At 74.4% G+C, this 17,101-nt stretch carries 17 protein-coding genes and 1 riboswitch; of the genes, 7 read left to right on the forward strand and 10 right to left on the reverse strand.

Annotation, left to right across the window (positions count from 1 at the left end; genetic code table 11):
- Positions 1-145 precede the first annotated feature (145 nt).
- Positions 146-844 (reverse strand): copper homeostasis protein CutC, encoded by a 699-nt coding sequence (locus HCN56_RS15325; RefSeq protein ID WP_167971460.1) that lies wholly within the window; start codon positions 842-844, stop codon positions 146-148.
- A gap of 70 nt (positions 845-914) precedes the next feature.
- Between HCN56_RS15325 and HCN56_RS15330 the strand changes: the two genes are divergently transcribed.
- Entirely contained in the window at positions 915-1,634 is a 720-nt protein-coding gene (locus HCN56_RS15330) for an HD domain-containing protein (protein WP_167971462.1), read from the forward strand.
- Between the two features lie 174 nt (positions 1,635-1,808).
- Here the strand turns inward: HCN56_RS15330 and HCN56_RS15335 are convergent, their stop codons facing one another.
- A complete protein-coding gene (locus HCN56_RS15335; RefSeq protein WP_167971464.1) occupies positions 1,809-2,111 on the reverse strand; it encodes a DUF4031 domain-containing protein in 303 nt (100 codons plus the stop codon).
- Between the two features lie 127 nt (positions 2,112-2,238).
- Here HCN56_RS15335 and HCN56_RS15340 point away from each other — a divergent pair, with 127 nt between their 5' ends.
- Complete coding sequence (locus HCN56_RS15340; protein ID WP_167971466.1) at positions 2,239-3,186, forward strand: MurR/RpiR family transcriptional regulator; 948 nt, start codon at positions 2,239-2,241, stop codon at positions 3,184-3,186.
- A 59-nt stretch (positions 3,187-3,245) separates the two neighbouring features.
- Entirely contained in the window at positions 3,246-4,181 is a 936-nt protein-coding gene (murQ, locus tag HCN56_RS15345; protein WP_167971468.1) for an N-acetylmuramic acid 6-phosphate etherase, read from the forward strand.
- Between the two features lie 123 nt (positions 4,182-4,304).
- Here murQ and HCN56_RS15350 read toward each other — a convergent pair whose 3' ends face one another.
- From HCN56_RS15350 to thrC, 5 genes are all read right to left on the reverse strand, one after another.
- Entirely contained in the window at positions 4,305-4,838 is a 534-nt protein-coding gene (locus HCN56_RS15350; protein ID WP_167971511.1) for a sugar O-acetyltransferase, read from the reverse strand.
- Positions 4,839-5,115: 277 nt separating this feature from the next.
- Positions 5,116-6,744 carry a chaperonin GroEL gene (groL, locus tag HCN56_RS15355; RefSeq protein WP_167971470.1) on the reverse strand — a complete coding sequence of 543 codons (1,629 nt, stop codon included), beginning with the start codon at positions 6,742-6,744 and terminating at the stop codon, positions 5,116-5,118.
- Positions 6,745-7,403: 659 nt separating this feature from the next.
- Positions 7,404-7,607 (reverse strand): cold-shock protein, encoded by a 204-nt coding sequence (locus HCN56_RS15360; protein ID WP_004986573.1) that lies wholly within the window; start codon positions 7,605-7,607, stop codon positions 7,404-7,406.
- Between the two features lie 520 nt (positions 7,608-8,127).
- On the reverse strand, positions 8,128-8,403 hold the full coding sequence (locus tag HCN56_RS15365) for a MoaD/ThiS family protein (RefSeq protein WP_167971472.1): 276 nt from the start codon (positions 8,401-8,403) through the stop codon (positions 8,128-8,130).
- Between the two features lie 215 nt (positions 8,404-8,618).
- Positions 8,619-9,899 carry a threonine synthase gene (thrC, locus tag HCN56_RS15370; protein WP_167971474.1) on the reverse strand — a complete coding sequence of 427 codons (1,281 nt, stop codon included), beginning with the start codon at positions 9,897-9,899 and terminating at the stop codon, positions 8,619-8,621.
- Between the two features lie 15 nt (positions 9,900-9,914).
- Positions 9,915-10,055: riboswitch (SAM riboswitch) on the reverse strand.
- Positions 10,056-10,216: 161 nt separating this feature from the next.
- Here thrC and HCN56_RS15375 point away from each other — a divergent pair.
- The 3 genes from HCN56_RS15375 to HCN56_RS15385 all read left to right on the forward strand — a co-directional run bounded on the left by HCN56_RS15375 (position 10,217) and on the right by HCN56_RS15385 (position 13,621).
- Positions 10,217-11,185 (forward strand): glucosyl-3-phosphoglycerate synthase, encoded by a 969-nt coding sequence (locus tag HCN56_RS15375; RefSeq protein ID WP_167971476.1) that lies wholly within the window; start codon positions 10,217-10,219, stop codon positions 11,183-11,185.
- Positions 11,186-11,369: 184 nt separating this feature from the next.
- Positions 11,370-12,881 carry an alpha,alpha-trehalose-phosphate synthase (UDP-forming) gene (locus HCN56_RS15380; protein WP_167971478.1) on the forward strand — a complete coding sequence of 504 codons (1,512 nt, stop codon included), beginning with the start codon at positions 11,370-11,372 and terminating at the stop codon, positions 12,879-12,881.
- A 170-nt stretch (positions 12,882-13,051) separates the two neighbouring features.
- Entirely contained in the window at positions 13,052-13,621 is a 570-nt protein-coding gene (locus HCN56_RS15385) for a DUF1707 and DUF4190 domain-containing protein (RefSeq protein WP_245246597.1), read from the forward strand.
- 51 nt (positions 13,622-13,672) lie between these two features.
- Here HCN56_RS15385 and HCN56_RS15390 read toward each other — a convergent pair whose 3' ends face one another.
- The 3 genes from HCN56_RS15390 to HCN56_RS27425 form a co-directional block, all read right to left on the reverse strand.
- Positions 13,673-14,491, reverse strand: coding sequence for an alpha/beta fold hydrolase (locus HCN56_RS15390; RefSeq protein WP_167971499.1), 819 nt, complete (start codon positions 14,489-14,491; stop codon positions 13,673-13,675).
- A 197-nt stretch (positions 14,492-14,688) separates the two neighbouring features.
- Complete coding sequence (gene otsB / locus HCN56_RS15395) at positions 14,689-15,546, reverse strand: trehalose-phosphatase (RefSeq protein ID WP_167971507.1); 858 nt, start codon at positions 15,544-15,546, stop codon at positions 14,689-14,691.
- Positions 15,547-15,555: 9 nt separating this feature from the next.
- Positions 15,556-16,281: a DUF3263 domain-containing protein gene (locus tag HCN56_RS27425; RefSeq protein WP_167971509.1), complete on the reverse strand. Its 726-nt coding sequence runs from the start codon at positions 16,279-16,281 to the stop codon at positions 15,556-15,558.
- 254 nt (positions 16,282-16,535) lie between these two features.
- Between HCN56_RS27425 and HCN56_RS15405 the strand changes: the two genes are divergently transcribed.
- Positions 16,536-17,101, forward strand: a 566-nt coding sequence (locus tag HCN56_RS15405; RefSeq protein ID WP_167971515.1) for an ROK family protein, incomplete at its 3' end; no start/stop codon positions are given.

Here is a 17,101-nt window from a genome sequence, read left to right on the forward strand (position 1 = left end):
CCCCGTCGCCGGTGGCGGCGGCGCGTGGCCCGCGACGGCGGCCGCAGCCGTCCGTCCCGCCGGCGCTCGCTGCGCCCCGCCGCCGGAACCGAACCCGCCCGCGCCGAACCGAAACCGAACCGGGCTGACCCCGGCCCGGCCGGGGTCAGGCCAGGGCGTCGCGCCAGCGGTGGACGGCGTCCGGGTCGACGGGGCCGTCCCAGCCCCGGGGGCGGGCCGCGCCGCCGATGTGGAAGGCGTCGACCCCGGCGGAGCGCAGCTCCGGCAGGTGCTCCAGCCGGAGCCCGCCGCCGGCCATCAGCCGGGGCTGGTGGCCGGGCTCGCCGGCGGCGGTCCGGGCTGCCTCCGCGGCCAGTACGGGCAGCCCGTCGTCGACGCCGCGCGGCGAGCCGGCGGTGAGGTAGGTGTCGGGGGCGCCGGGGCCGTCGAGTTGCTTGCGCAGGGCGCCGCGGTCGGCGGCGTGGTCGATCGCGCGGTGGAACGTCCAGGGGTCGGAGCCGATGACGTCGGTGAGGGCCGCGACCGCCGCCAGGTCGGCCTGGCCCGCCTCGTCGAGGAAGCCGAAGACCCAGGCGTCGGCGCCCGCGGCGCGCAGCGTGTCGGCGGTGGTCCGCAGCCGCCGGACAGCGTCCGCGTCGCCGGCGGCGAAGCCGTCGTCGAGGCGGAGCATCACCCGGATGGGGAGGTCCACGGCGGAGCGGACCTCCGAGACGGTGGCGGCGTCGGGGCTGAGCCCGTCAGCCGCCATGTCGGCGACCAGTTCGAGGCGGTCTGCGCCGCCGGTCTCGGCGGCGACGGCGTCCTGCACGGTGAGGGCGATGACCTCGAGGAGTGGTCTAGACATGTCGAGAGAGTGCCACAGATGGCCCCCGGGAGGAAAGACGGGACGACGCGGTCCGCGCCACAATGGCCGTATGCGTGCGGAGAAGTCGGCCGACGGCCGGAACGACAGAGGTGGGACCCCTGACGGCGGTGACCGGGCCGCCGCAGCCGGCAACGGCCAACCACCGCCGCTCGAAGCCCTCCTGACGGCACGGCTGACGCCTCTCCTCCCCGACCCCGGCACCGCCGCGGCGCTGGCCGGGCAGTTGCTGGCGCGCTGGGCGGAGCCCCACCGGGTCTACCACGCCGTCCCCCACCTGGCGGCGGTCCTGGACCGGCTGGACGAACTGGCGGACCATCCGGCCGATCCGACCGCCGTCGCACTGGCCGCCTGGTTCCATGACGCGGTGTACGACCCCGCGAGCGGCGACAACGAGGAGCGCAGCGCCGAGTTGGCCGAGACGCTGCTGCCGGCGGCCGACTGCCCGGCCGGGCAGGTCGCCGCCGTGGCCCGCCTGGTCCGGCTGACCGCGACCCACGACCCGGAGCCGGGCGACCGGGACGGTGAGGCGCTGTGCGACGCGGACCTCGCCGTGCTCGCCGGGTCGCCGCAGCAGTACGCGCACTACGCGGCGGCGGTCCGGCAGGAGTACGCGGCGGTCCCGGAGCCGGCTTTCCGGGAGGGGCGCGCCGCGGTGCTGCGGCAGCTGCTGGCGCTGCCGATGCTGTACCGGACGCCGTACGGCAGCCGCCGGTGGGAGGCGACCGCGCGCTTCAACCTGCGGGCCGAGCTGGAGCTGCTGACCGCCTGACACCCGCCCACCCCGGCCGACCGCCGTCCCGGCCCGCCGCGGCGTCGCCACCACCAGAGGTGGGCCCTCTGCCGGAGCCGGGCCCACCGCCAGTGGTGCGCCCTCCGGCGGCACCCGGCGCGCGGTGCGGGCACCTCCTCGCACAGCAGCACCCCACACCGCGGCCGGCCGGGCTCAGCCGGACCCGTGCGGACCGAGAGGCCCCGGCGGGGCGAGCGGGCTGCGCCGGCGGCGGCGCAGCCCGGCGGCGTGCAGCCGGCGGACGACCTCCCTGCTGCCGACCTCCACCGCGCCGTGGTCGACCGCGACCCGGTAGGACTCGGCGGGTACGTCGTAGTGGTCGCGGTCGAAGGCCCGCCGTGGAAAGCCGAGTTCGGCGGCGAAGGCATGGAGCTCGCCGAGCGAGGCGTCGCTGATGAGGTGGGACCACATGCGGCCGTGCCCGGGCCATTCGGGAGGATCGATGTAGACCGTCATCGCGGTCACCCCTTCCGCGGGTCGGCGTCGGCTTTCCCACATTGGACCAGAGTCCCGCAGACTTCGGAGCACCAAGGGCTTGACGGGGCACCCGCGACGAAAATACCTTTCATTTGTGAGGAATGGCATGAAGGAAAATTTCAGCCGGAGAGGTGACCGGGTCCGCCCCGCCCCCGCGCAGCAGCGACCGGCGCCGCCCGAGCCGGGGGCGCTGGCCGCCAAGGTCCGCACGATGGCCCCCTCCATGACCCGCTCCATGCAGCGGGTGGCGGAGACCGTCGCGGCCGACCCCGCAGGGTGTGCCGCCCTCACCGTCACCGGTCTGGCGGAACGCACCGGTACCAGCGAGGCGACGGTGGTCCGCACCGCCCGGCTGCTCGGCTACCCCGGCTACCGCGACCTGCGGCTCGCACTCGCCGGGCTCGCCGCCCAGCAGGCGTCCGGCGCCGCGCCCGCGATCACCACCGACATATCGGTGGACGACCCCCTGACCGACGTCATCGCCAAGCTCACCCAGGACGAGCGGCAGACCCTCGCCGACACCGCCGGCGCCCTCGACATCAGCCAGGTCGAGGCCGCCGTCAGTGCCATGGCCTCCGCGCGGCGCATCGACGTGTACGGCGTCGGCGCCTCCTCCCTCGTCGCCCAGGACCTCGCGCAGAAGCTGCTCCGCATCGGCCTGGTCGCCCACGCCCACGCCGACCCGCACCTCGCCGTCACCAACGCCGTGCAGCTGCGCGCCGGGGACGTGGCGATCGCGATCACGCACTCGGGCCGCACCGTCGACGTCATCGAGCCCCTCCAGGCGGCCTTCGACCACGGCGCCACCACCGTCGCGATCACCGGCCGACCGGACGGCGAGGTCACCCAGTACGCCGACCACGTCCTCACCACCTCGACCGCCCGGGAGAGCGAGCTGCGGCCTGCGGCGATGTCGAGCCGCACCAGCCAGCTCCTGGTGATCGACTGCCTGTTCATAGGCGTGGCGCAACGCACCTACGAGACCGCCGCCCCGGCGCTGCGCACCAGCTACGAGGCCCTGGCGCACCGCCACTCCCCGCGCGACGTGCGCTGACCCCAGCGGCCGGCACCGCCGCACTCCCCCGTCCCGTCCCGCGAAAGAGCCGAACCCGAATGCCCACTCCCTACGGCGAGCTGCAGGCACAGCTCAGCACCCTCACCACCGAGGCGTACCGCCCCGAGCTGGCGGAGATCGACCAGCTGCCGACGCTGGAGATCGCCCGCACCATGAACCGCGAGGACACCGCGGTCCCCGCGGCGGTAGCGGCCCAGCTGCCGCAGATCGCCGCGGCCATCGACGCCACCGCCGAGCGGATGGCGCGGGGCGGACGGCTGCTCTACCTGGGCGCCGGCACCGCCGGTCGTCTCGGGGTGCTGGACGCCAGCGAGTGCCCGCCGACCTTCAACACCGACCCCAGCGAGGTCATCGGCCTGATCGCCGGCGGTCCCGGCGCGATGGTCAACGCGGTCGAGGGGGCGGAGGACAGCAAGGAGCTGGCAGCCGCGGACCTCGACGCGCTCGGCGCGGGCCCGGACGACGTCGTGGTCGGGATCTCGGCCTCCGGCCGCACCCCGTACGCGGTGGGCGCCGTCGAGCACGCGCGCCGCCTCGGCGCGCTCACCGTCGGCCTCTCCTGCAACGCCGGGTCACCGCTGGCGGCCGCCGCCGACCACGGCATCGAGGTGGTCGTCGGGCCCGAACTGGTCACGGGCTCCACCCGGCTGAAGGCCGGCACCGCGCAGAAGCTGGTGCTCAACATGATCTCGACCATCAGCATGATCCGGCTCGGCAAGACCTACGGAAACCTGATGGTCGACGTCCGCGCCTCCAACGAGAAACTGCGGGCGCGCTCGCGGCGCATCGTGTCGCTCGCGACCGGCGCCGACGACCGGACGATCGAGGCCGCCCTGGTCGCGACCGACGGCGAGGTGAAGAACGCCATCCTCACCATCCTCGGCGAGGTCGACGCCGCCACCGCCGAGCAGCTGCTCGCCACCTCCGGGGGGCATCTGCGGGCCGCCCTCACCGAGGCGACGAAGCCGGCCTGACCGCCGCAGGACACGCCGCGCCGGGCCCGGCCCGCCGCGCGTGCGGCGGCGCCCGCCCCACGGGGGAGGCGGGCGCCGCGGCCCGCCCGGCGGTCGCACGAGCGGCACCGGGCAGCAGCCGTCTCAGAGTTCGCGGATGACGCGGGCCGGGTTGCCGACGGCCAGCACCCCGGCAGGAAGGTCGCGCGTGACGACCGCCCCGGCGCCGACCACGGTGTTCTCGCCGATGGTCACCCCGGGGCAGACGATGACTCCGCCGCCGAGCCAGACGTTGTCCCCGAGGGTGATCGGCTCCGCCGCCTCCCACTTGGCGCGGCGCAGTTCGGGATCGAGCGGGTGGGTCGGCGTCAGCAGCTGGACGTTGGGGCCGATCTGCACGTCGGCGCCGATGGTGATCGGCGCGACGTCGAGCATGGTCGCGCCGTTGTTGACGAAGCTGCGCGGGCCGATGGTGATGTAGGAGCCGAAGTCCACGTGGAACGGCGGGCGGATCTCCGTCTCCTCGCCGAGTTCCCCGAGCAGCTCCGCCAGGATCGCCCGCCGGTCCTCCGGGCCGTCCGGGTCGGCGGTGTTGAAGCGGTGCATCAGCCGGGCGGACCGCGCCAGATCGGCCTGGATCTGGGGGTCGTCGGCGAGGTACAGCTCCCCGGACTGCATCCGCTCCCGCTGGCTCCGGCCGGTCTCCGCCTCGCGGGCGTCCCTCGCGCCGCTGTCCGTGCTCGTCACCGCGACTCCTCCGTTCCTGGGGCCGCCGCCGGGGCGGCCGTGCTGGTACCACCGCCCTCTACCCCGCTCGCGGGGTGCGCCACGCGCGGACGGTGTGCCGAAAAACGCCCGAGGGCGGTGCCCGGCCGTGAAGCCGGGGCACCGCCCTCGGGGTTGTCGCTGTCGACGCGGTCGTGGCGCGTCGCGACGGAACCTCGATCCGGGTGGATCAGAAGTCCATGCCACCGCCCATGCCACCGGTCGGGTCGGGCGCGCCGGCGGCGGCCTTCTCCGGCTTGTCGGCGATGACGGCCTCGGTGGTGAGGAAGAGCGCCGCGATGGAGGCGGCGTTCTGCAGCGCCGAGCGGGTCACCTTGGCCGGGTCCGGGATACCGGCGGCCAGCATGTCGGTGTACTCGCCGGTCGCGGCGTTGAGGCCCTCGCCCACGGGGAGGTTGCGGACCTTCTCGACCACGACGCCGCCCTCGAGACCGGCGTTGACCGCGATCTGCTTGAGCGGGGCCTCCAGGGCCAGCTTGACGGCGGCGGCACCTGTGGCCTCGTCGCCCGCGAGCTCCAGCTTCTCCAGCACGACACCGGCCTGCAGCAGGGCGACGCCACCACCGGCGACGATGCCCTCCTCGACGGCGGCCTTGGCGTTGCGCACCGCGTCCTCGATGCGGTGCTTGCGCTCCTTCAGCTCCACCTCGGTGGCGGCACCGGCCTTGATGACGGCCACGCCGCCGGCCAGCTTCGCGAGGCGCTCCTGGAGCTTCTCGCGGTCGTAGTCCGAGTCGCTGTTCTCGATCTCGGCACGGATCTGGTTGACGCGACCCTGCACGGCGTCGCTGTCACCGGCACCGTCGACGATGGTGGTCTCGTCCTTGGTGATGACGACCTTGCGGGCGCGGCCCAGGAGCTCCAGACCGGCGGACTCCAGCTTGAGGCCGACCTCTTCGGAGATGACCTGGCCACCGGTGAGGATGGCGATGTCGCCGAGCATGGCCTTGCGACGGTCACCGAAGCCCGGGGCCTTGACGGCGACGGACTTGAAGGTGCCGCGGATCTTGTTGACGACCAGGGTGGACAGCGCCTCGCCCTCGACGTCCTCCGCGATGATCAGCAGCGGCTTGCCCGACTGCATGACCTTCTCCAGCAGCGGCAGGAGGTCCTTCACGCTGGAGATCTTGGAGTTGACGATGAGGATGTAGGGGTCCTCGAGCTCCGCCTCCATGCGCTCCATGTCGGTGGCGAAGTAGGCGGAGATGTAGCCCTTGTCGAAGCGCATGCCTTCGGTGAGCTCGAGCTCCAGGCCGAAGGTCTGCGACTCCTCGACCGTGATGACGCCTTCCTTGCCGACCTTGTCCATGGCCTCGGCGATCAGCTCACCGATCTGGGTGTCGCCGGCGGAGATGGAGGCGGTCGAGGCGATCTGCTCCTTGGTCTCGACCTCCTTCGCCTGCTCCAGGAGGGCGTCGGAGACCTGGGCCACGGCGGCCTCGATGCCGCGCTTCAGCGCCATCGGGTTGGCGCCGGCGGCGACGTTGCGGAGCCCCTCGCGGACGAGGGCCTGCGCCAGCACGGTGGCGGTGGTGGTGCCGTCACCCGCGACGTCGTCGGTCTTCTTCGCGACCTCCTTGACGAGCTCCGCGCCGATCTTCTCGTACGGGTCCTCCAGCTCGATCTCCTTGGCGATGGACACACCATCGTTGGTGATCGTGGGGGCGCCCCACTTCTTCTCGAGGACGACGTTGCGGCCCTTGGGACCGAGCGTGACCTTGACGGCGTCGGCGAGCTGGTTCATCCCGCGCTCGAGGCCGCGCCGAGCCTCCTCGTCGAACGCGATGATCTTGGCCATGTGAAGTGGTCCTCCCGGATCGGGGTGGATTGCTCCGGACCGCGCTGGCGCCCGCGACGGACGGCACGCCCACGCGGATGGTTCCCTGCTCCATCCAGCGGGCGGGCCTCACCGACCCGGTCCTGAATCTGTCACTCTCACCCTCAGAGTGCTAATGCCCAATGATTAGCACTCGACCCCCACGAGTGCAAGCCTGAACCCGGAGATCCCGTGCGGCACCAGGGATCGACCACCGGCGCATCGGCGTGCGCCGGACGGCGCGGACCAGCAATCGAGCGCCGGGTCCGGGCCCGCCCGGCGACAGGCCCGGCAGCGGACCCGGCGACGAACAGGCGGCAGGCGGACGGCGCGCAGGGGCCGTACGCCGGGGCGGCCGGCGCGAGCAACGCGGAAGCACGGGGGCGCGGGGAACACAGGGAGCGCGGGGAGCACGGGAGGACGCGACACAGCCCGCACGGCACCACGAACGGGGCACACCCGGGACGGAGCGGCGAGAGGCGAGGCACGGGGGCGAGCACGGACCACCGCACAGCGGGGCCCGAGGGGCGACCGACGGCCCGCGCGGCGGACGAGGGGCTCCACGGCACGCACCGGGGCCCGTTCCTCAACCCAGGAGGAACGGGCCCCGGTTCAGGCCGGTCGGCCGGACGACCGCCGGCTCAGGCAGTCACCCGGACCATGTCGGCCTGCGGGCCCTTCTGGCCCTGCGAAATCTCGAACTCGACCCGCTGACCCTCCTCGAGGGTGCGGTAACCGTCCATCTGGATCGCGCTGTAGTGGACGAAGACGTCCGCACCACCGTCGACCGCGATGAAGCCGTACCCCTTCTCCGCGTTGAACCACTTGACGGTGCCCTGAGCCATTACGTACTCCCCTTTTGCCGGCCTTTCACGACCCCGCTTTTCGCGGACCGGGTCAGGCTCCGAGTACGCACCCAGACAGTAGGGGGGCGTGCACCGAACGCACCGACCGCCGCTGAATGTATCTGCCCGGACGCCCTGTGCAACAGGTCATACGAGCGAGAAATCTTGACGCATCAGAACGGTCAAACTACTCAAAGTGACCATAAATGAGAGCGTATCCGCCGGGGCATAGCTCACCAAGCGGACAAATCACCCGGGTAAAAGTTCGGCAGTCTCCGGAGGGCTTCACGAACGCGCACGCCGACCGGGTGAGGCGGAAGCGAGTGTTCCGGCCACTCTAGCGTGGTCCGGACACCGCGATACGCACCGGCCCCGGCGTCACACGGTGACGCCGGGGCCGGTGCGTATCGGGCCGGACGGCTGGGGCGTACGCGCCCAGCTCACGCGCCGGGCGCGTGGAACGGCGAACGATCGGGTGCGACCACCGTGATCAGACGGTCGCGGCCCCGAAGCGGGCCGTTCAGCCGCCGGCGACCGCCGGAATGATCGAGACCCCGGCGCCGTCCGGCGTCGCCGTGCCCAGCCCCTCGGCGAAGCGCACGTCGTCGTCGTTGACGTAGACGTTGACGAACCGCCGGAGCTTCCCCTCCTCGTCGAGGACGCGGGCACCGATACCGGCGTGGTTGCGCTCCAGGTCCGCCAGGACGTCCGCGAGGGTCGCCCCCTCGGCGGCGACCTCGGAGCGGCCGTCGGTGTAGGTGCGCAGAATGGTCGGGATGCGGACGGTGACGCTCATGGGGTGGCTCCTTCTGCGATGGGGCGGGCGGGCGCCGTGCGCTCACGGACGGGGTGGGACGCCGTGCGGGCACGGCACGGAAGCGGTCGGGCCGAGGGCGGTCGGCGCGCGCCGCCTGCCGGGCAGGCCGCGCGCGTCCGCGCCCGAGGGCGGCGGACGGCACGCGGGGCCCGGCCGGGGCGGGCGGACGACGGCGGGCGGACGGGCAAGCGGGCTCAGGCGAGGCCCGCGTCGAGGAACGCGGCCAGGTCCGGCCGGATGACGGCGGTGGGGCCCGTGGTCGGGGAGACGGCGTCCAGCGTCTTCAGCCCCTCACCGGTGTTGAGCACCACGGTGGTGAGCGAGGGGTCGAGCACGCCGTCGGCGAGGAGCTTCCGCGTCACGCCCACCGTGACGCCGCCCGCCGTCTCGGCGAAGATGCCCTCGGTGCGGGCGAGCAGCTTGATGGCGTCGACGATCTGCTCGTCGGTGACGTCCTCGACCGCGCCGCCGGTGCGCCGCGCGATGTCGAGCACGTAGGGGCCGTCGGCGGGGTTGCCGATCGCCAGCGACTTGGCGATGGTCGCCGGACGCACCGGCCGGATCACGTCGTGACCGTTCTTGAACGCCTGCGACACCGGCGAGCAGCCCTCGGCCTGTGCGCCGAAGATCTTGTAGGGCTTGTCCTCGACCAGCCCCAGCGTGATCAGCTCCCGCAGCGCCTTGTCGATCTTGGTGAGCTGGGAACCGGAGGCGATCGGGACCACCAGCTGATCCGGCAGCCGCCAGCCCAGCTGCTCGCAGATCTCGTAGGCCAGGGTCTTGGAGCCCTCGGCGTAGTACGGCCGCAGGTTGACGTTGACGAACCCCCAGCCCTCACCCGCCGGGTCGCCGATGAGTTCGCTGCAGAACCGGTTGACGTCGTCGTAGCTGCCCTCGATACCGACCAGTTCACCGCCGTACACGGCCGCCGCGGTGACCTTCGCGTGCTCCAGGTCGTGCGGGATGAAGACGCAGGACCGCAGCCCCGCGCGGGCCGCCGCGGCACCCACCGCACCGGCGAGGTTGCCGGTGGAGGAGCACGACAGGGTGGTGAAGCCGAAGGCGCGCGCCGCCTCGACGGCACACGCCACCACGCGGTCCTTGAAGGAGTGGGTGGGGTTGCCGGAGTCGTCCTTGACGTGCAGCTCCCCGGTGACGCCCAGTTCGGCGGCGAGCCGGTCGGCCCTGACCAGCGGGGTGCCGCCCGGGTTCAGATTGGGCTTGCCGGCCACGTCGGCGGGGACGGGCAGCAACGGCGCGTAGCGCCAGATGGAGTTGGGGCCGGACTCGATCCGGCTGCGCAGCGCCTCGGGGTCGCCCGCGGGGAGGTCGTAGGCGATCTCCAGCGGGCCGAAACACTCGCTGCAGGCGAAGATGGGGCTCAACGGATACCGCTGCCCGCACTCGCGGCAGGACAGCGCGGCGGCGGGGCCGAGGTCGACGGTTCCGGAGCGGTGCTCGGTCAGCAGAGACATGGGTGCGAGGCCCTCTCCTCATCTTCCCCGCGGCGGCTCTCGCCGCAGGACGGAATTGGCACCTTCCCCGACCGGGGACCTCGCTTCGGACGCGAGACCGGCGGGAGGGTTGCCGGGGCTTCAACGGGCCGTTCCCTCTGCCCCTCTGGATGAGCTGTATGTGGTTGTGACTGTCACCAGCCGTGCCCCGCCCCCGATATGCGGAGGTCACAAGCACTGTCCGAGACTGTAACGGACGGCTAGGACAATGAGGCGGGTTGTCCAGCCTCCGAGACACCCGTTCGGGGGGACGCACGCCGAGCGCGAGGAGCGAGACCGTGCTGGAAGAGGCCGAGAGCTGGCTGTGCCGGCGGTCCTGGTCCGCCGACGACCGACCGCTTCCCCGGCTGCTCGCCGCCAAGCGGCGGGCCGGCGCCGCGGGCACGGTCAGCGTGGTGCTGCCCGCGCTGAACGAGGAGGCCACCGTCGGGACGATCGCCGAGGCGATCCGGACCGAGCTGGTCGAGCGCGTGCCCCTCGTCGACGAGCTGCTGGTGATGGACTCCGGGTCCACCGACCGCACCGCGGCGGTGGCCGCCGCGGCCGGCGCGAAGGTGGTGCACCGCGACGAGGTGCTGCCGCGGTTGCCGGCGCTGCCCGGCAAGGGCGAGGTGCTCTGGCGGTCGCTCTTCGCCACCACCGGGGAGATCGTCTGCTTCGTCGACGCCGACCTGCGGGAGTTCGACACCCGGTTCGTCTCCGGCATCATCGGGCCGCTGCTGACCGACCCCGGCGTGCAGCTGGTCAAGGCGATGTACGACCGCCCCCTGGGCGGGGGCGCGGAGGGCGCCGGGCAGGGCGGGCGCGTCACCGAGCTGGTCGCCCGGCCGCTGCTCAACCTGCACTGGCCGCGCCTGGCCGGGGTGGTCCAGCCGCTGGGCGGCGAGTACGCGGCGCGGCGCTCGCTCCTGGAGCGGCTGCCGTTCCCCGTCGGGTACGGGGTGGAGCTCGGGACGCTGGTCGACACCCTGCACCTCGCCGGGCTGGACGCCATCGCCCAGGTCGACGTCGGGGTCCGCCGCCACCGCCATCAGGACGGGCAGGCCCTGGGGCGGATGGCCGCCGCGATCTACCGCACGGCGCAGGCCCGGCTGCCCGGCGGCGGGCCGCCGCTGCGGGCCGGGCTGACCCAGTTCGACCGGGCGGCGGACGGCGGGTTCACCCCGGTGCACCACCGGGTCGACACCACCGAGCGGCCGCCCGCCGTCGAGATCGCCGAGTACGTCGCGACCCGCCGCGCCGCCTGACGTCACCGGAGCCGCCCGCCGGCTCCGGTGCACGGCGCCGGGCCGCCGGACGCCGCGCCCGGGCCCGGCCCGGGCGTCGGACCGCCGGCGGACCGCCCCCGTGCAGGTGGGCGGCGGGGCCCGATGGGCGCGCGGCACCAGGACACACGTTTGATACCCCGTGTCGCGGGCAAAGCTTTCGCGCATGGCGACCCAGCGGCAGACGACCGACGTTCCCGGTACCTCCGACCGGCGGTCCGGGGCCGCCCCCGACGCCCGGACGGCGGGGCAGGTACTGGTCGCGTCCAACCGCGGCCCGGTGAGCTACTCGCTCGGCGAGGACGGCACCCTCACGGCCCGGCGCGGCGGCGGCGGGCTGGTCTCGGGGCTCAGCGCCCTGGGCGAGGACTCCGGCACCTGGGTCTGCGCGGCGCTCTCCGACGCCGACCGGGAGGCCGCCCGCCTCGCCGGCGGCGGCACCCTGGACCCGGACGACACCGGTGGCCGCGCGGTGCGGATGCTCGACATCCCGGAGCGCACGTTCGACGCCGCCTACAACGGCATCGCCAACTCGGTGCTGTGGTTCGTGCACCACATGCTGTACCAGAGCCCCGTGGAGCCCGTCTTCGACCGCGAGTTCGAGGGTCGCTGGGCGGAGTTCCAGCGGTACAACGCCGCCTTCGCGGAGGCGCTGGCCGAGGAGGCCGCGGCCGGTGCCACCGTCCTGGTCCAGGACTACCACCTCTCGCTGGTCCCCCGGCTGCTGCGGACCCTCCGCCCGGACCTGCGGGTCGGCCACTTCTCCCACACCCCCTGGGCGCCGGTCGACGCCTTCCGGCTGCTGCCCGACCCGATCGCCCGGCAGGTGCTGCTCGGCATTCTCGGCGCCGACCGCGCCGCCTTCCTGACCTGGCGCTGGGCGGAGGCGTTCGCCGAGTGCTGCCGCGTGCTGCTGGGGGCGGAGGTCACCGACCACGGGCACGAGCTGCGCATCGGCCACGACGGCTCCACCACCCGCATCGGCGTCCACGGCCTCGGGGCGGACGGCGCGTTCCTGCGGGAGCGCGCCTCGCGGCCGGACGTGGACGAGCGGCTGGCCGCGCTGCGGGAGCAGGTCGGCGACCGCCGCACGATCGTGCGGGTCGACCGCACCGAGCTGAGCAAGAACATCGTGCGCGGGCTGCTGGCCTACGAGCGGCTGCTGGAGGACCACCCCGAGTGGCTCGACCGGGTCGTGCACGTCGCCTTCGCCTACCCCTCGCGGCAGGACCTCGCGGTGTACCGGGCGTACACCGAGGAGGTGGGCAGGCTGGCGGCGGCGATCAACGAGCGGTTCGGCACCGCCGACTGGCAGCCCGTCGTGCTCCACGTGAAGGACGACTTCGCGCGCTCGCTGGCCGCCTACCGCATGGCGGACGTGGCGCTGGTGAACCCGATCCGGGACGGCATGAACCTCGTCGCCAAGGAGATCCCCGTGCTCGCGGAGCGCGGCTGCGCGCTGGTCCTCTCCCGGGAGGCCGGTGCCTTCGCCGAACTGGGCGACGACGCCCTGGAGGTCAACCCCTACGACATCGCCGGGACCGCCGAGGCGCTGCACGCCGCGCTGCTGATGCCGGCGGGCGAGCGGGCCGAGCGGAGCAGGCGGCTGGCCGCGTCGGCCACGGCGCTCCCCCCGCAGTCGTGGTTCCTGGCGCAGCTGGCCGCCCTGCGGGCCTGACCGGGCGCCCGCCGCGCGGGGGCGCCCGCGCGGCGACGTCCGCCCCCTTTTCGTAACCGATCCGCACCAGTCCGCCCCCGCGCGGCCGTCCCGACCGGCGTTTCCTGCATGATGGGCCGGGAAGACCAGCGCCGCCGGGGAGAGGCAGGCGCCACGGATGGGGTGATGGCATGTCGAGCTGGCAGCACCAGTCCAGCGGCAGTGGCGGGATGCGCGCCTCGCACGCGGACCGGGAGCGAACCACCGACGTCCTGCGTTCGGGGTTCGCCGAGGGCAGGCTGGACAAGGCGGAGTTCGACCGCCGGGTGGATCTCAGCGCGCGGGCCGTCACCCAGGGCGATCTCCAGCAGCTGATCCTCGATCTTCCCAACGGGCCGCTGATGGGCCCGCCCGCCGTGCCGCAGTCGCAGGTGCCGGCGACGTTCTACCCGGCGCCGCCCGCCCCCAACTACCACGTGCCGGGCGTCTATCCCGGCCCCGCGCACCCCGGCTGGCTGGCGCCGCCTCCGAACGCGCCGACCAACCGGCTGGCGATCGGCGCGCTGCTGTGCGGGCTCGGCGGGATGTTCTACGGCCTCACCTCGATCCCCGCCGTCATCCTCGGGCACAAGGCGCGGGCGGAGATCCGCCAGAAACGCGAGCAGGGCGACGGCCTGGCGGTGACCGGGCTCGTCTTCGGCTACCTGGGCCTCGCGTTCTGGGCACTGCTGGTGCTGGTCATCGGCACCTTCACCATCTGATCCCGCCGCGCCCGGCCGGGCCCCCGGGACGGCCCCCGGGGACCCGCGCGTTCAGGCGGCCCTACGGGTGACCGCCTCCGCGAACTCGGCGAGCCGGGCGACGACCGACGCCGGCTGTTCCCAGTGGACGGCGTGCCCCACCCCCTCCAGCACGTCCAGCCGCGCGCCGGGGACGGTGTCGGTGATGCGGGCCTGGTCGTCGGGGGTGACCCGCCGGTCGCGGTCGCCGCGCAGGGCGAGCGTGGGCACGAGGATGCCGCCCAGGGTCGTCCCCACCTCGGAGTCGAGCAGGCCGTCCATCGTCTCGCGCCAGACGTGCGGCGGGGTGGCGCGGGCGTCCTCCGCCATGGCGGTGGAGAACCACTCCAAGGCGGGCCCGTCGCCGCCGTCCTCGGGCAGCAGCTCGGCCGGGTCCGGTCCGTCGGGCTCCCCGAGCCGGTCGGTGACGCGACGCGCCTGTGCGGCCCATTCCTTGCCGTCCAGCGACGCGGGAGTGCCCAGCAGGACCAGTCCGGCGACGCGGTGCGGGTGGCCCCCGGCGACGATGCGCGCGGCGACGCCGCCGCTGCCGCCGCCGGCCAGGACAGCTCGCTCGATCCCGAGGGCGTCGAGGAAGCCGACCAGGTCGGCGGCGTAGTCGTCGGGCCGGTAGCCCTCGCTGGGCTTCGAGGCGTCGCCGTGGCCGCGCTGGGTCGGGGCGAATCCCCGGAGGGTCGTCGGCAGCATCCCGAGAACCGGCTGGAAGGACCGCCAGGACTCGCCCGGACCGTGGACGAACACCACGGGGATGCCGCCGGGGTAGCCGGACTCGGCGTAGGGAAGCCGGACTCCGCTGTCCAGCGTGACGTTCTTCATCGCGATGGTGCTCATGCAGTACCTCTGCCCCGGGTCCGTCGGACGATGTCGCGGAGCGGGCGGCGGGGCCCACCGCCCGGCGGGGACGGGCCGCCGTCTGCGGCGGTCCGGCTCCCGCGGCGCGCCACGATACGGCGCACGGCGGCCGAGCGGTACCACCCGCCGCAGGCCGCCACCGGGTGGTGGACCCGGTGGCGGTCGGCGCGGACGGTTCAGTCCCGCGGGTCGGGGTCCGCCTCGTGCGCCGCATCGGCCAGGGCGGCCAGCAGGGCCGCGATCCCGGCGGGTCCGTCGACGGCGAGGTCCGTCGCGGCGGCGAGTTCGGGGACCTCGGCCGAGGCCGAGACCACCCGGATACCCGGGACACCGTCGGCGCGGAGCCGCTCGACGGCGGCGAACGCGGCGAGGTCGCCGAGGTCGTCCCCGCCGTAGATCACCACCGACGGGTCTCGCTCGGCGACGAGGCGGGTGAGCGCGGCGCCCTTGTCCATACCGGGCGGCCGTAGTTCGAGGACGAGCCGGCCCGGCTCCACGTGCAGCCCGTGGCGGGCGGCGAGTTCGGTGAGGGGGCGCCGCAGCGCCTCCAGCGCGGCGGCGGGGTCGGCGGCCCGGCGGGTGTGGACGGCGAGCGCGCCGCCCTTGTCCTCGATGTGCGCCTGGCCGGAGGGGACCGATCCGCTGACCACCTCGGGGAGTTCGGCGCGGGCGGCCGCGACCCCGGCGTGCGGTCCGGGGGTCCGGGTCCGGCCGGTGGCGGCGTCCCAGCGCTCGGCGCCGTAGGCACCGAGCACGGTGAGGTCGGCGGGGGCCTCGTCCGCGTCGAGCCGTCCGAGCCGGACGGCGGTCGCGGCGGCGCGGCCGGTGATGATCGCGAGCGTGCCGACCAGCGGGGCGAGCCGGGCCAGCGCGGGGAGCACGTCAGGGTGGGCGCGGGCCTGTTCGGGGTCGGGGACGATGGGCGCGAGGGTGCCGTCGAAGTCCAGCGCGAGCAGCGCGCGCCGGGGGGACCTGCGGAACGCGGCGAGGCCGTCGTGGCCCGCGTCGGTCTGGGGTACCGGGAGGCTGACCATGCGGCGACCCTACCGCTGGGCCCGTCGCTCGTCGCGTACGCGTCGGAGCCGGTTGACCGTCACCGGTGCGTGGCGGAGGGCCGCCGGGTCGTCGAGCAGGGCGTTGAGCAGCTGGTAGTAGCGGGTGGGCGACATCTCCAGCTGCTCCCGGATGACGCGCTCCTTGGCACCGCCGCGCACGCGGCCGCCGCGGCTCTCCAACTCCAGGACGGCGACGTCCTGTGCGCTGAGCCCGCCGGCGTCGGGGAGTGCGGTGGCATCGGGGAGTGCGGTGGCGTCGGGGAGGGTGTCGGGCCGGGTCCCGCCGGGGCCTGCCGGCGCCGGGGGCGTGGCCGGGCCGCCGGTCTCGGGGGCGTCGCCTCCGGCGGGCCGCCCGGCCTCCGGTGGGGAGGCGGGGAGTTGGCCGGGTTTCCGGAACTCCTCCCACGAGCCGAGGTCCTCCCACGAACCGAGATCCTCCGGCTCGGCGAACTCCTCCGGGTCGGGGTACTCCGGTTCGAGGTACTCAGCTTCGGGGTGGCCCGGTTCGGGGTGGCCCAGTTCGGCGTCGCCCGGCTCGGGGTGTCCCGGCTTCGCGAACTCCGGGTCGGGCAACCCCGAACCCGGGACGGCGGGTTCCGGGCGCACGGCCGCCGCCGCTCCCCCGGTCGCCGCTCGCGGCGCGTCCGCAGCCTCGGCCGCCGCGGGCGGCGTCCGAGCCGGTCGGGCCGGGTTCTCCTCACCGTCTGCACGCATGGGCGCATCGTACGGCGGAGCGGTGACAGCGATAACGCCCGGGAAACGAAGCCATCCGGGCGGCGCAGTGGACTAGACCTGTTGTGCAGGTTCGGGCGACACTGTCCCCCGTGAACCCACCGGACACCGACCGTTCCGCGGTCCGCAACGCCCTGCCCGGACCGCAGTCGTCCCCCCACGCAGCCACCGTCCCCGGCGACAGCGGCGCGACGCCGCCCGGCCACGTCATCGCGCTCGACGTCGGCGGCACCGGCATGAAGGCGGCCGTGCTGGACGGCGCGTACCGGCCGCTGCTCCGCGAACGCCGCCCCACCCCCAAGGACGGCGGCGCGCGGGCGACGCTCGACGCGGTCCTGGATTTCGCGGCCGACCTGCGGCAGGAGTCGCTGCGCCGGTTCGGCTCCGCTCCGTCGGCCGCCGGGGTCGCCGTGCCGGGGATCGTGGACAGCGAAGCGGGCGTGGTGCGCTACGCGGCCAACCTCGGCTGGCGCGACCTGCCACTGCGACAGCTGCTCGCGGAGCGACTGGACGGCGTGCCCGTGGCGCTGGGACACGACGTCCGCACCGGCGGGCTCGCCGAAGGGCGGCTGGGAGCCGGCGAGGGCGCCGACCGGTTCTTCTTCGTGGCGCTCGGCACCGGCATCTCCGGTGCCATCGGGATCGACGGCCGCGTCGAACCGGGCGCGCACAGCGGCGCCGGGGAGTTCGGCCACCTCGTGGTGCGACCCGGCGGCCCGCCGTGCGGCTGCGGCCAGGCCGGCTGCCTGGAGGCGGTCGCGTCGGCCGCCGCGGTCGGCCGGGACTGGGCCCTGGCCGGCGG

It is taken from the genome of Streptomyces lonarensis, from assembly GCF_012033735.1.
GTDB classification, from domain to species: Bacteria; Actinomycetota; Actinomycetes; order Streptomycetales; family Streptomycetaceae; genus Streptomyces; species Streptomyces lonarensis.